Raw genomic sequence first — 14321 nt, 5'->3', positions numbered from 1 at the left:
GGAAAAGGTGTTTAAACGAGTTTTAGTGGCAAATCGAGGAGAGATTGCAGTTCGGGTCATCCGTGCGCTTCGTGCTCTTTCCGTGTCCTCCGTTGCGGTTTACTCCAAGGAGGACCAGGACGCGCTTCACAGTCGTCTTGCGGACGAAAGAGTGTGTATCGGAGAGGGCTCGGCAAGAAACTCCTATTTGAATATGGATACAATTTTAACCGTGGCGAAGAATATGGGCTGTGATGCCATTCATCCCGGCTACGGTTTTCTTTCGGAAAATGCGAGTTTTGCTAAAAAATGTGAAGAAAACGGCATAGTCTTTATCGGGCCGACTGCGGAAGTGATTGACTCCATGGGAAATAAATCGCAGGCGAGAGCGAAGATGCGGGCAGCCGGTGTGCCGGTGGTTCCCGGTTCCTTATCCGTTCTTTATGATGTGAAGGAGGCCTTAGAGGAAGCCAAGAAAATGGGCTTTCCGGTCATGATTAAGGCAAGCTCGGGCGGCGGCGGAAAGGGAATGCGAGAGTGCTTCGGAGAGGAGGACTTTGAAAAGGACTTCCTTACTGCACAAAGAGAGTCCGCGAATGCCTTTTCGGATGATGCGATGTATCTGGAAAAGTTGATTTTAGAGCCTCGTCATGTCGAGGTGCAGATTATGGGGGACAATTTCGGAAATGTTGTTGCTCTCGGGGAAAGAGACTGCTCCATACAGAGAAATCATCAGAAGCTTGTCGAGGAATCCCCCTCGCCGATTGTCAGTCCGGAAACGAGAAAGAAGATGATGGAGGCAGCCGTCAAGGCGGCAAAGTCCGTGCAGTACACCGGAGCAGGCACCATTGAATTTATCATGGATAAGAGCGGGGAGTTCTATTTTATGGAAATGAATACCCGTATCCAGGTGGAGCACGGCGTTACGGAGCTGCTCACGAACACAGACCTTGTCATGGAGCAGATTAGAGTTGCGGCAGGAGAGCCCTTGAGCCTTAAACAGGAAGAGATTCCCTTCCTTGGACACAGCATAGAGTGCAGAATCAATGCGGAAATTCCGGAGAAAAACTTTATGCCCAGTCCCGGTAAAATCACGGCGTTACACCTTCCGGGCGGAAACGGGGTGCGTGTCGATACCGCGCTGTACACCGGCTACAACATTCCGATGGAGTACGACTCCATGATTGCCAAGGTACTGGTGCTGGGACGAGACCGGAATGAGGCGATTCGGAAAATGAAGGTCGCCCTCGAGGAAATGCTGGTCCTCGGTGTGGAGACAAATCTCGATTTTCAATATAAGATTATGCAGTCCGAGGCTTTCCGAGAGGGAAAGGTCGATACCGGTTTCGTAGAGCGTTTTATGCTTTCGGGAAAGTAGGAGAAGATGAAGGTTGATTTAAATGCAGATGTAGGAGAGTCCTACGGAAGATATACCTTGGGACTCGATGAAGAGCTGATTCCGCTCATTTCTTCGGCAAATATTGCCTGCGGCTTTCATGCGGGAGATCCCGTTGTGCTGGAAAAGACAGTCGGAATCTGTGAAAAAGCGGGAACCGCAATCGGTGCACACCCGGGCTTTCCGGATTTGCAGGGCTTCGGCAGAAGAAATATGAATTTAAGCGTAAAAGAAGTGAAGGCGATGATGCTCTACCAGATCGGGGCAGTAGATGCTTTTTTGCATAAAAACGGGGGAAAGCTTCAGCATGTAAAACCGCACGGCGCCCTCTACAATATGGCGGCAAAGGAGGAAAGCCTTGCAAAAGCCATTTGCGAAGCGGTTCTGGAATACGATAAGAGTCTCATTATTCTTGCGCAAAGCTCCGGCACCCTTTATAAAGAGGCTGTGAAGCTCGGTCTTCCTGTTCGTGCGGAGGTCTTTATGGATAGAGCCTACGAAGAAGACGGCAGTCTTGTAGCTCGTACCAAAGAGGGAGCCATGATTACGGATGAGGACCTCGCAATCAATCGTGTGCTTTCCATGATTTTAAAGGGAAAGGTTAAGGCAATCAGCGGAAAGGAAATCCCTATACAGGCGGATTCCGTCTGCGTTCACGGAGACGGAGAGAAGGCAGTTCTCTTTGTAAAGAAATTACGAGCGGCTCTTATGGAAAACGGAGTGGAGATAAGAAAGCTTAAAGGGTAGGAGAAAATAGAAAAATAGGGAGTGTAGGCATTTAAAAGCTAATGCATGCAACTCTCTCTTTTTTTTAAGTACTTTAAATCTGATATACCTATAATTTCCATTTGATTTTCCAGATAAAGTCCTTTATATTTATTTTGTAACCTAAATTAAGTTACAAAATGAAAAAGGAGTATTTATGAAAGATTTTTTGGAAAAAAGACTGGGAATAGAAATTATGTTGGAAGATATTAACTTTGAAGATAGACTTCCTCTCTTATACATCAGTCTTTATACATTTAAATTGGTCCAAACCTATGGTGTAGAGTGGATTATTATTATTCCAAAAGAGCAAGTTCATTTATCAAAACTAAGAAAACAACATAAACAAATTGAAAAAATATTGAATCTGCATTGTGCTTTCTATCTGAGAGTAGGAAATTTATATTCCATAAATACGATGATTTCGGAAGGGATTCCTTTCTTTATAGAAAATAGGGAGATATACCTGCCTTTTTTAGGGATTTTGCTGCAAGCAAATTCTGAAAGAGAGATAAAACCGATTCAGCGTTTATCCTACCTATGTCAAAAATTAATTCTTACGGCAATATATGAGGATTGGAATGAAATAAATGTTAGCAAAACAGCGGAAAAACTCGAAATCACGAAGATGTCTGCTTCAAGATGTTTTGATGAAATCGAATTTTTAGAGATGCCGATTCTGGGCTTAAAGGGCAGGTCACGTGTTATCAATATACCTGAGGATAAAAAAGCTCTATGGGAAGATCTTGAGAATTTTATGAGAACGCCTGTGATATCTACGTTTTATTTTGCTGATGATTTGCAACTTCCAATCAAAGGTGGGATGTCAGCATTGGCAGAATATTCCAATATAGAAGATAACGCTTATCCAAGCTACATTGTGGCTAAAAAAGATATGAATAGACTGGGGATAAAAAATAGACCTATTTCCGGAAAGATAGATATGCCGGGATCTATGGTACAGGAGCTTGGATATATGCTTTTTTATAAAGCCGGAAATATAATGGATCCTTTGTCTCTTCAGCTTTCTTTATCAGCGGAAGAAAAAGAGGATTATAGAATCGGAAAAGCGGTTAAAGAAATGCTGGAGGAATATGTATGGTGACGGGGCTGTTAAAGTTTAGAGATTATTTTAAGGGCTATACAGGCAGTTATGTTCTTATAGGAGGCGCTGCCTGTGACATCTTGTTTGGATGGAAGAGTTGAAGAAAGTGGTTATTCCGTCTTGAGACCGGAGTATTTGATTTTATTTAAGGCAAAGGCATACCTTGACTTGAGTTCTAGAAAATTACATGGAGAGAGGATTGACTCCTTCGATATAAAGAAGCATAAAAATGATGTGTTAAGATTAGCGGTAGAAATGGCTTTAAATCCGATTAAGGAGTTACCGTTGTCAGTTTACGAGGATATAGGCTTTTTTATTTCAAAATTAAAAGAGGATGAATTTGATGATAATAGTTTGAAGACATATAGAGTAACTACAGAGCAAGTGATTCATAGACTTAAGAGTATCTTTAATGTATAAGAAATAGTTCATGTGGAAAGGAAATAAAACTATGGAATTACTGGATTATCTAAAATGGAGAAATGATGTTCCCTTATCCGTTTCCCCCTTTAACGAGGTGGATAATGTCATTTTTTCCTATCTTTCTTATATTGATTTTCGAGATTTGAGGGAGGACTGGAACGGCTTCTTTGATTTAAAAGAGCTTTTTCAAGATTTTTGTGAAAAGCATTCTTTGGAAGAAATCCAGACCACAGGAGAGTTTACGGAGCGAGCGCCCCTCTTACTGAAAGAAATGATGGAAGGAGAACGCTTTTCTGCTACCAAGGCCGGTTATTATGCGGAAGATTTTGACAAGGACAAGGTGAAGCAATTTGCGGCTCTTGTTTTTCTCTTACCTGACGGCAGAAATTATATTTCTTTCCGCGGAACGGATAAGACGATTACCGGCTGGAAAGAGGACTTTTTAATGAGCTGCCAATCGGAAACGGCAGGAGCCAAAGAAGCAGTAGCGTATTTTAACAAGATCGCTCCTGTTTTGGAGGGAGAGCTTATCTTGGGAGGACATTCGAAGGGTGGGAACTTCGCCATGTATGCTGCGGCTTTTTGCGAGGCTGAGTACAAGGAGCGTATTGTGCAAGTTTATAATAATGACGGCCCCGGCTTTCGAGAGGAAGTGATTCAGTCTCCGGAATTTCAGGAGCTTTTACCGAAAATTATTACTATTGCGCCACAAAGTTCTATTATCGGGCAACTTCTGTCCAATCCCGCAAAGCAACATGTGATTCACAGTACGGCAAAGGGAATTTTGCAGCATGATGCTATGACTTGGGAAGCGGAAAAAGATAGGCTTGTTCCTTCGGAACTGGATGAACTCAGTCAGTATGCAAAAACTACCCTGGGAAGCTGGCTGGAAAGCATGGATGATGAAAGCAGAGAGTCCCTTTGTACAACCGCATTTTCCCTGATTGAAAGTACAAATTCGGAGACCTTTATAGAGTTTTCCGGAAATTTAATGAAAAACATGGAAACCATCTGGAAAGAGATGGGGAAACTTCCGGAAGATAAGAAAAAGAAATCATGGATGCTTTAGCGAATTTAATGGAAAGCAGTAAGAAGTCGGCTATTCAACATATGAAAGACGGCGGACAGGCAGTACTTAACCAAATACAAAGCAGTGGACAGGCTCTGCTAAGCCAAATGAAAACCGGTGGCCATGCGGCCATTCATCAAGTTTTGGGAAAGACAAAGGAGGAAGGAGAGCAGGTGTAGAGGATTTATGATATAATCCATAATATTGGAAAGGAGGATTTCAGATGAGTGAAAAAGAAGAAATACTATTCATGCAAACCAGACTTATCAGATTGGCGGCAGAAGAATGGGAACTTTCCATGGATAAAGTGCTTTCTTTATTTAAACAGGCGAAGGTTTTAGACTATATAGAAAAGGCTTATGGAATCTTCCATTGCGAGGGAGACGAGGCAGTGTTGCAGGATATTGAAGAATATCTTGATGCGAAAGGATTAAAGATACATGCTTGAGTTAAAAGAAAGCTTAATTCTTTATCATGGAAGCTATTGTGAGGTACTTAGCCCGAACTTAAGGAAATGTGCTAAAATGAAGGATTTTGGACAAGGATTTTACCTTACAAGTTCCAAAGAGCAAGCAGAAAGTTTTTTGAAAATATCTATAAATAAAGCTAGAGCTTTTGGGCGCATTGAAGATAAGCAAAATTATGGATATGTTTCTATTTTTGAATTTAGTCCACTTAAACAACTGAATATACATGTATTTCCGGAAGCCAATGTAGATTGGTTGCATTGCATAGCTGCTCATAGAAAGAATACTTTTTTTCTTGAGGAAGAGAGAAAGCTGAGAAACGTTGATATCATCATCGGAAAAATTGCAGACGATGCCACTAATGCCAGCTTGACAGCTTACTTGGCGGGGGCATTTGGTATAGTAGGGGAGAAAGAAGCAGATGAATTTTGTATCAGACAGTTACTTCCCAATAAGTTAAAAGATCAATATTGCTTTAAGACAGAAGAGGCACTGTCTTGCCTAAAATTTATAGAAAGTGAGAAGATATGGCTGAGTTGAGTATTTCAAAAGAAAGACTGAATTATACAATTGATCTACTTGTCACTATGGCTGTGGAAGAAATATCGTCATTCATCGGTAAAGATAGTAAAGAAGTCTTAGTGGACTTCCTTGCTTCAAAGACGGGAAAAGCTTTGTATGATGATACAACAAAGCTTTGGTGGACAGGTCCCTCTTATTTAGCGGAAATGTATCTGGAGGAGATTGCTGTGAAGCAATAGGTTTTACCGTGCACCTGCGAGAATATGTAAAAAACAAGGTAAAGAAAATCCAGCCTGAAAGCCACAGGACGCACGATACTTCCGACAGGAGAGTATAGAAGTGTTCCCTTTGTTTCCTAAAGGGATTTTATCAGTTCGACAAACTTGAATTTGTTACTCTTTTGTATCGTAAATAATTCTGCCCGTAAAGTAAATTGAAATGTCCATTTGAACTAAATCTTCTGTTTCTAAGATAGATAAATAACCAGAATACAATACTTGATTATACCCATATAATTCATCTACAATTTCAAAGTTATAGTTTTTGTATCTCTTTATAAAGTGTTCCAGTTCTAATTTCTCACCATTAAATTTTCCATAGTTTCCCCATTTGCTCTGCAACATCACGCTGGTAAAATCAAAATCCACACCTTCGATTGTGATGTTTCCCTCGACCTGTTCAAAAGTTTCTGTAAGTTTTTTATATCCGTCCTCAAATTCAAGTACTATTGTTTGATCTTGCATTATAATCTTTTTGACCCGCATATCATGTAGACTATATGGAATGGGCGGATTGTGTTTATATTCTGTCCTCATGAGACCTCCCCGTCAAAGCCCGATTTGTTGCACAATTTTCGTATTCAAATTATACCAAAAAAACTTGTGAACAACGGCACTTTTTTACTGTTTAAAGACATTTTCGTTTTTTGAAAATAGCCTTTGGAAAAAGCGATAAATTTATTTCAAAAAAAGATGTAATAAAATAGTTGACAATAAAATCTAAAGATATTATATTGAACGCGTCAAATATGTAATAAATAAAATTACAACTAAGATTTATCCAAAACTATTACAAAGCTTTGACAAGACTGAAAAAATGAAGTTTAGGAACTCACAGTCTAAGAAATCAAGGAAAAACAAGCTTTAGTGTAGAGAGGAAAGTTTCCTCGGAAAGGAAAGAATCATGGCAAAGATCGCAGTTGTAGCAGCAAACGGAAAAGCAGCAAAGAAAATCATTACAGAGGCAGTAAATAGAGGTTTTGAAGTAACAGCATTTGGAAGAAGGGCGGAAAATGATACGGATGCCAAGAACTATATCCAAAAAGATATTTTGGATCTTACGAGAGAGGACTTAAAGGGATATGATGCAGTGGTAGATGCCTTTGGCGCATGGACAGCAGAAACCCTTCCTCTTCATAGCAAGACAACAGAGCACTTAGCAAACATTCTCTCCGGCACCAATGTAAGACTTTTGGTGGTAGGAGGAGCCGGATCTCTTTATGTAAATCCGGAGCATACGATTCAAGTGGCAGACGGAGAGAACTTCCCGGAAGCCTTTAAGCCTTTGGCACAGGCTATGGCAGCAGCACTTTCCGAGCTTAGAGAGAGAAAGGATGTGCAGTGGACCTACATCAGTCCTGCAGCTGACTTCCAGGCAGAGGGAGAGAGAAGTGGAAAGTATATCCTTGCCGGAGAAGAGTTCACCTTAAACCCTGCAGGAGAGTCTGTGATTTCTTATGCAGACTATGCCATTGCCATGGTGGATGAAATCGAATCCGGAAAGCATATTCAGGAAAGAATTTCCGTAGTAAGAGCGTAATAGCGTATGAGTATAGAGAGGATTAACAGCTAAATCAGGCATAATCCCTATGGATAAGCAAGGAAGACCTTGTTTCTGAAAGAAGTTTATTAGACTATAAGTATGTAAGTCTATATTGTATAGAAAGGAGCGGTGTCCATGTTTTTCTTTAATAGAAATACCATACAACATCCGGGAGAAAATGTCCCCTACGAAGAGCAGGTTCTTAACTTAAAGGAAAAAATTCAAAATGCGGAGGCTATTGTGCTGGGTGCCGGCTCCGGACTATCTACGGCAGCGGGCTTTACATACAGTGGAGAGCGTTTTCAGAAGTATTTTTTCGACTTTGCGAAAAAATATCCTATACAAGATATGTATTCAGGAGGCTTCTTTCCCTTTGAAAGCCCCGAGGAATTTTGGGCATGGTGGAGTAGAAACATTTACTTTAATCGCTATATTGATATCCATTCGGATGTCTATGGAAACCTGAAAAAAATAGTGGAGGGAAAGGACTATTTTGTCTTAACCACCAATGTGGATCATCAGTTTCAAAAAGCAGGCTTCGAAAAGGAAAGACTCTTTTATACACAGGGAGATTTTGGTCTTTTCCAAAGCACCCGCCCCACAGTGGCAAAAACCTATGACAATCGGGAAATTGTGGAGAAAATGTTGGAAGCCCAGGGCTTTGTCCGGGATGATGCGGGGATTTTTCAGCTGCCGGAGGATAAGAAGCTGAAAATGTCTATTCCCACAGAGCTTATCCCCATTTGCCCGGATGACGGACTTCCCATGACCATGAATCTTAGGATTGATGAGACCTTTGTGGAGGATGCGGGCTGGAAAATGGCGGCAAAACGCTATCAGGATTTCCTGCATAGCCATAGTCGGAAACATGTTTTGTACTGGGAACTTGGGGTAGGCATGAATACCCCTGTGATTATTAAGTTCCCCTTTTGGCGATATACCGAGGAGAATCCCAATGCTTACTACGCTTGTCTGAATCTGGGAGAGGCGGGATGCAGTGAAAACATTGTAGAGAGAAGCATTTGCTTGAATGCGGATATCGCTAAGGTGCTTAGAGATTTACTGAAAAAGGATCTAAAATAGCCTAGTGCATGAAAGCGAGTGTAAAGCTTTTCACTAAGCTTTCGTTTTATACTTAGTTTTATGCTTAATTTCATGCTTAGTTTATACTTAATCTTATATCTTGCCGAATGCTTGATGCAATGGTAGGAAAGACCTTTGATCTTTTTAAGTACGAGGAGGCAAAGATGACACAAGGGGAAAGAAGAGTCTGGTTAATTCAGGAATTACAAAAGGAAATGCCGGAGTACGCCCATTATCCGATTCCGAAAACTTCGGAAGAACAGTGGAGACTCCTCCGTGGACTCTTTAATGTGAGAAAGCCAAAGGAAGCTTCAGAGGACTTCCTGAAAATGCAGGACAGCTTTTTGCAGGAAATGACCCGTGAAAAGGGCGTAGTGGATGGGGACAGTTTGGAAGCCACAGCCTTGGATAAACGATTGGTATTATGGCAAGGGGACATCAGCACCTTAAAGGTGGATGCCATTGTCAATGCCTGTAACAGTGCATTGCTGGGCTGTTTTATTCCAAACCATAACTGCATTGATAATGTGGAGCACAGCATGGCAGGAGTGCAGATGCGCTATGCCTGTTTTCGGCAAATGCAGGAGCAGGGCCATGAAGAAGCCACCGGCCAATGTAAGATTACGCCGGGCTATAATCTTCCGGCATAATATGTACTCCATACTGTTGGACCAATCGTGCAAGGGGAACTCACAGAAAAAGAAGTGGAAGACTTGAAGTCCTGCTATCGAGCGTGCCTTACGAAGGCTACGGAAGCAAAATGTAAGTCCATTGCCTTTTGTTGCATTTCCACCGGCGTATTTATGTTTCCAAAGGATAAGGCGGCAGAGATTGCGGTAAGTACCGTAAGAGAATGGCTGGATGCCCATCCTGAAAGCACTGTAGAAAGAGTGATTTTCAATGTCTTTACCGACGAGGACAGAGAGATTTATGAAGAGTTGTTAAAAGGATAGAGAGAGCCTGCCGGATTTCAGAGCTACAGCTGCGAAAAATAGCCTTAGCATTCTACAGACCCATTTTAGAAGACCCATTTTGCCCTAATAGAGTAAAGATTTTGTCAGTTGTCCTAGATAAGCTTGCAAAGCCATGATGTAAAATGCAAAATTACATCATGGCTTTTTCTTGTGTGCCTATCGGCGCACGTTTCTAACGGGTTAAAGTCCCGAATCCGCCCGGTAGTGGGAAGGATATAGCCGAAGGCAAGGGTGTCGAGGGTGACCTCGAATCTGAAGGAAGCTGGATATGAGGAAGATACTAACTCATGGGCAAATCTCCGGTCTGACGAACAGAAATCTCATATGAGGTTATGCATGAGGATGCAAGAGGGTGGCTTAACTACTATGGAATAGCAAGTATGAAGAGCAACATGAATGATGTCAACGGATGGCTCTATCACAGAATACGTATGTGTATATGGAAACAATGGAAACGTGTGCGAACCAGATACCGAAACCTGATGAGCATGGGAGTTCCTCAAGACCTAGGGTGGAAAACGGCAAACAGCAGACGAGGCTATTGGTTTACAACACATACAGTTGTCATGAACATGGCAATGACAAAAGAAAGACTGATAAACAGTGGCTTTTATGATTTAGCCACAGCATATCAGTCTGTGCACGTCAACTATTGAAAGCGCTGTATACGAGAACCGTATGTACAGTGCTGTGAGAGGACGGCGGTTAGTCACCGCCTCCTACTCGATTAAAACCATATATTGCAGCGATGCAGGGCAGGGCTTTATGCCGCTATACAAAAGAGAAAAGATAACTGATGACTTACACGAAATAAGTGGCTTTCGCACAGACTATCAATTTCATTACTAAAGAACCTCCTTGACATATCTTCTTCTTAATTATATACTATCTATTAGTTAGTTTAGACTAACTAATGTCAAGCTTGAAATTTATACTGAAAAAGGAGAAGAGAAGAAATTGAAAAAGACATTAATATTTTTACTACTCGGAATTATACTATTAACAAGTTGTGGGAAAACAGGAAGTCAGGGAGAAACAATGACTTCTAAGAAAGATGAAGGCTCTAAAAGTACCATGATTTCCGGTGCGATGGGAGGTTCAGGAAAGACTGACTCCCAAATGACAAAGAAAAAGTAACAGTTACTACTTCATTTTTATATGATATGGTAAATCAGCTTGCAGGCGATATGGTAGATAAAGAGCTTATTATACCAGCAGGAGAAGATCCACATCTTTATGTGGCAAAGCCGGAGGATTTAAGGAAGATTGCCGAGGCTGATTTGGTGCTTTTTCACGGACTTCACTTTGAGGGGAAGATGCAGGAGGTACTTGAAAAGAAGGGATATGCAGTAGCATCCACATTTTCAGAGGACAAGATTGGCAAGATGGAGGAAGATGGGGCTGCAATTATAGATCCGCATTTTTGGTTTGATATAGATCTTTACAAGGAAGCTACTGAAAATGCAGGAGCAAAGCTTTCAGAGCTTTTGCCAGATAAAAAAGATGAAATAGAAAAAATACCAAAGCTTATGTAGAAAAGCTTACGGCTCTTGATGAAGAAAACAAAAAAGCGCTTGATACTCTACCTGAGGGCGGAAAGTATTTGATTACTCCACACGATGCCTTTAACTATTTTTCAAGAAGATACGGTATTGAAGTTGTAGCACCACAAGGGGTTAGCACAGATTCAGAGGTCGCAAATAAAGATATAGATAAGACTGTTGACTTTATTGTGAAGCATAAGGTGAAAGCTATTTTTGCAGAATCTACCACAGACCCGGCAAGGATGGAGAAGCTTAAAGAGGCTTGCAGGGCTAAGGGCTTTGATGTAAAGGTTGTAAGTGGTGAGGGAAATGAGCTGTTTTCCGACTCGCTTGCACCCGAGGGGCAAAGTGGTGATACTTACATAGATATGTATAAACACAATATAAAGTTAATCACTGAAAACTTAAAGTAAGAAGGAGGGGTAGGCATGGAAGAGGTGATTGTAAAGGTAGAGGATTTGACCATAGCCTACCACGACAAGCCTGTACTTAGGGATTGCGACATAGATATAATGGCAGGTTCGGTTACAGCCATAATAGGGCCTAATGGAGCAGGGAAATCGACCTTAATAAAAGGGATATTAGGGCTTCAAAAAAAACTTGCAGGAGAGATTTTGATTATGGGTGAGCCTATTAAAAAGGTTCAGAAGAAAATAGCCTATATTCCACAGACTTCTGAGGTAAACTGGGACTTTCCAACCACCGTTATGGATGTTGTGCTAATGGGCAGATATGTACACCTTGGCTGGTTTAGGCATCCCGGGTGGGAGGATAGGGAAAAAGCAGAGGCTGCTCTTAAAAGGATAGGCATGTATGAGTTTAAGAATAGGCAGATATCCAAGCTTTCAGGAGGGCAGAGGCAGAGGGTATTTATAGCAAGACTGATAGCACAGGAGGCAGAGATTTATTTTATGGATGAGCCTCTTGCTGGCATAGATAAGGTTACGGAGAAGGTAATAATTGATTTTATAAAAGAAGAGCAAAAAAAGGGGAAAACTGCTGTGATAGTCCATCACGACCTTGCCACAATAAGGGAATATTTTGATCATGTGGTTATAATCAACAAAAAGGTAGTGGCTGAAGGCAGGGTAAGTGAGGCATTCACAAACGAAAATTTAGAAAAGGCGATGATGAAAAATGTTTAACATCGATATACTTACAAGCTATACGTTTATCATAGTTGGAAGCGGTACATTTTTGCTTGCGGCTATAGCAGGGGCTGTGGGCTGTATTACAGTGCTTAAGGGACAGTCGCTGATAGGGGATGCCATTGGTCATGCCGCATTTCCGGGGATAGTCCTATCATTTATGTTATTTATGCAAAGAGAACCGGTGCTTTTAACTCTGGGGGCGGTAGTATCAGGTACTACTGCCTTCATTCTTATTCAATTTATAAAAGAGAATTCAAAGCTTAAGCTGGACGCGATACTTGCAGTAGTTTTATCTTCATTTTTTGGGGTTGGCATGGTACTAAAAAGCCATATTCAGGGCAACAGTACTTATAAAGACGCTGCTCAGTCAGGGCTTTCAAGCTATATCTTCGGACAGGCTGCTTACATTATGAAGGATGATGTAAAGCTTATAGTATATGTTGGCATACCTATGTTAGTTTTACTGATTTTGTTTTACAAAGAAATAAAAGTATTCTTATTTGATGAAATATATGCAAGCACAATTGGCATAAAGACGGTTTTACTCTATGGAATAATTCTTGTAATGACTATGGGAATAATAGCGACAGGATTGAAACTGGTAGGAGCTATCCTTATTTCATCTTTACTTATAATACCCGCAATTACTGCTCTTCAATGGAGTGATAAATTTGGTTGGGTACTTATAATAGCAGGCGTGGTTGGTGGAGTTTCTGCACTTATCGGCACTTATATATCAACCGCTTATGAGGGGATGAGCACAGGAGCAACTATTATCCTCATAATGGGAAGTCTTGCAATCATTTCTCTTGTGATAGGACCACATGGGATGATAAAGAATCTTAGGATGAGGAGGCAGGGGTGAAATGATAGATTCACTAATGTCATATTTTGCCATATCCTACGAATCTCTTTTTGTGCTAGTAGCGACTGCCATGGCTTGTGCTATTTTGAGCCCGTTTTTGGTATTAAGGAAGCTTTCAATGGTTTCAGATGCCATTTCACATTCAGTTTTACTGGGAATAGTTATCGCATTTTTCATAGTAAAAGATGTGGGTTCGCCATTTCTAATAGCAGGAGCGGCATTGTTTGGGGTAATTACTGTCTTTGTCGTGGAGTTTCTTTCAGGGACAGGACTTGTTAAAAATGATGATGCAGTGGGAATAGTTTTTCCGATGTTTTTTGCTCTTGCAGTTGTTTTAATCACTAAATTTGCAAGAAATGTACATCTGGATACTGACGTAGTGCTAATGGGAGAGGTCATAATTGCACCATTAAATAGGGTAGAGTTTATTGGAATGAGCCTGCCTAAGGCTCTGGTTCAAATGGAGATATTATTGTTGATAAACCTGCTCTTTGTTATTATCTTTTTTAAGGAACTTAAGATAACTACTTTTGATAGGGGATTCGCAAAGCTTGCAGGATTTTCCTCGGTAGCCCTGTTTTATGTATTGATGACACTTTCATCATTTACAGCAGTTACAGCTTTTGATGCTGTGGGGGCTATTTTGGTGGTTTCGTTTTTGATTACTCCGGGGGCAGCGGCCTATCTTATAAGTAAAGATCTTAAGGTGATGATAGCCATTTCGGTTGGCTATGCAGTTATCAATTCTATTATAGGCTATGTGTTTTCGCTTCTTATGAATGTATCTATGTCTGGAATGACAGCTGCAGCCGCAGGAGTTACATTTTTACTTACCTTTTTGTTTAATAGAGAAGGGCTGATTACTGCTATATTTATAAGATTACAGAGAAAAAGTGAGTTAAAACTAGGACTTTTCCTCAACCATATAGGTAATCATTCAGGCAAAAAGGAGGAAAGTGAGGAACTGGGATTAGGCTCAATCAAGAACCATCTCAAATGGAAGCAGGCCGAGGTTGATAAAATAGCAGGAAGACTTATAAAAAAGGGTTTATAAGGATAGATATAGATAAGAATATTTATGATTTGACCGAGAGAGGCAGAGAGAAGTTTGTGGAGATTGAGGAATAAAAGCCCTCGGCTGTGAGGTAGAGGATTTA

General features: G+C 41.0%; 13 protein-coding genes and 4 pseudogenes. 16 read left to right on the top strand and 1 reads right to left on the bottom strand.

The genetic code is table 11. The features are described from left to right. Positions 1-7: 7 nt before the first annotated feature. The 8 genes and pseudogenes from accC to HMPREF9124_RS08015 all read left to right on the top strand — a co-directional run bounded on the left by accC (position 8) and on the right by HMPREF9124_RS08015 (position 5965). On the top strand, positions 8-1357 hold the full coding sequence (gene accC, locus HMPREF9124_RS08050; RefSeq protein ID WP_009428406.1) for an acetyl-CoA carboxylase biotin carboxylase subunit: 1350 nt from the start codon (positions 8-10) through the stop codon (positions 1355-1357). 6 nt (positions 1358-1363) lie between these two features. Further along, on the top strand, positions 1364-2122 hold the full coding sequence (locus HMPREF9124_RS08045) for a LamB/YcsF family protein (protein WP_009429270.1): 759 nt from the start codon (positions 1364-1366) through the stop codon (positions 2120-2122). A gap of 175 nt (positions 2123-2297) precedes the next feature. Next, positions 2298-3245, top strand: a complete 948-nt coding sequence (locus HMPREF9124_RS08040; RefSeq protein WP_009429579.1) for a hypothetical protein — start codon at positions 2298-2300, stop codon at positions 3243-3245. A 72-nt stretch (positions 3246-3317) separates the two neighbouring features. Next, complete coding sequence (locus HMPREF9124_RS08035; RefSeq protein ID WP_009427857.1) at positions 3318-3665, top strand: hypothetical protein; 348 nt, start codon at positions 3318-3320, stop codon at positions 3663-3665. A gap of 31 nt (positions 3666-3696) precedes the next feature. Next, positions 3697-4916: pseudogene (locus tag HMPREF9124_RS08030) on the top strand (Mbeg1-like protein). Between the two features lie 44 nt (positions 4917-4960). Then, entirely contained in the window at positions 4961-5185 is a 225-nt protein-coding gene (locus tag HMPREF9124_RS08025) for a DUF3791 domain-containing protein (protein WP_009429018.1), read from the top strand. Then, positions 5178-5744 (top strand): DUF3990 domain-containing protein, encoded by a 567-nt coding sequence (locus HMPREF9124_RS08020; RefSeq protein WP_009429487.1) that lies wholly within the window; start codon positions 5178-5180, stop codon positions 5742-5744. The genes HMPREF9124_RS08025 and HMPREF9124_RS08020 overlap by 8 nt, the downstream gene beginning before the upstream one ends. Further along, a complete protein-coding gene (locus HMPREF9124_RS08015) occupies positions 5732-5965 on the top strand; it encodes a hypothetical protein (RefSeq protein WP_009427957.1) in 234 nt (77 codons plus the stop codon). The genes HMPREF9124_RS08020 and HMPREF9124_RS08015 overlap by 13 nt, the downstream gene beginning before the upstream one ends. 153 nt (positions 5966-6118) lie before the next feature. On the opposite strand, the gene HMPREF9124_RS08010 is transcribed toward HMPREF9124_RS08015, so the two are convergent. Next, entirely contained in the window at positions 6119-6541 is a 423-nt protein-coding gene (locus tag HMPREF9124_RS08010; protein ID WP_036597750.1) for a hypothetical protein, read from the bottom strand. 367 nt (positions 6542-6908) lie between these two features. On the opposite strand from HMPREF9124_RS08010, the gene HMPREF9124_RS08005 reads away from it, so the two are divergent. The 8 genes and pseudogenes from HMPREF9124_RS08005 to HMPREF9124_RS07970 all read left to right on the top strand — a co-directional run bounded on the left by HMPREF9124_RS08005 (position 6909) and on the right by HMPREF9124_RS07970 (position 14218). Next, a complete protein-coding gene (locus HMPREF9124_RS08005) occupies positions 6909-7544 on the top strand; it encodes an NAD(P)-dependent oxidoreductase (RefSeq protein WP_009428456.1) in 636 nt (211 codons plus the stop codon). Positions 7545-7682: 138 nt separating this feature from the next. Continuing rightward, positions 7683-8630: an SIR2 family NAD-dependent protein deacylase gene (locus tag HMPREF9124_RS08000; protein ID WP_009428544.1), complete on the top strand. Its 948-nt coding sequence runs from the start codon at positions 7683-7685 to the stop codon at positions 8628-8630. A gap of 164 nt (positions 8631-8794) precedes the next feature. Then, a pseudogene (locus tag HMPREF9124_RS07995) lies at positions 8795-9583 on the top strand (protein-ADP-ribose hydrolase). A gap of 371 nt (positions 9584-9954) precedes the next feature. Further along, positions 9955-10260, top strand: a pseudogene (locus HMPREF9124_RS12875) (group II intron maturase-specific domain-containing protein); the annotation flags it as partial. 418 nt (positions 10261-10678) lie between these two features. After that, positions 10679-11561, top strand: a pseudogene (locus tag HMPREF9124_RS12970) (metal ABC transporter solute-binding protein, Zn/Mn family). Between the two features lie 15 nt (positions 11562-11576). Continuing rightward, a complete protein-coding gene (locus tag HMPREF9124_RS07980) occupies positions 11577-12293 on the top strand; it encodes a metal ABC transporter ATP-binding protein (RefSeq protein ID WP_009429598.1) in 717 nt (238 codons plus the stop codon). Continuing rightward, complete coding sequence (locus tag HMPREF9124_RS07975; protein WP_009427897.1) at positions 12286-13164, top strand: metal ABC transporter permease; 879 nt, start codon at positions 12286-12288, stop codon at positions 13162-13164. The genes HMPREF9124_RS07980 and HMPREF9124_RS07975 overlap by 8 nt, the downstream gene beginning before the upstream one ends. Before the next feature lies 1 nt (position 13165). Beyond that, positions 13166-14218 (top strand): metal ABC transporter permease, encoded by a 1053-nt coding sequence (locus tag HMPREF9124_RS07970; RefSeq protein ID WP_009428386.1) that lies wholly within the window; start codon positions 13166-13168, stop codon positions 14216-14218. The last annotated feature ends 103 nt before the right edge of the window (positions 14219-14321 follow it).

This window comes from Oribacterium sp. oral taxon 108 str. F0425 (genome assembly GCF_000214455.1).
Lineage (GTDB): Bacteria > Bacillota > Clostridia > Lachnospirales > Lachnospiraceae > Oribacterium > Oribacterium asaccharolyticum.
This window is presented reverse-complemented; position numbering and strand designations above follow the sequence as displayed.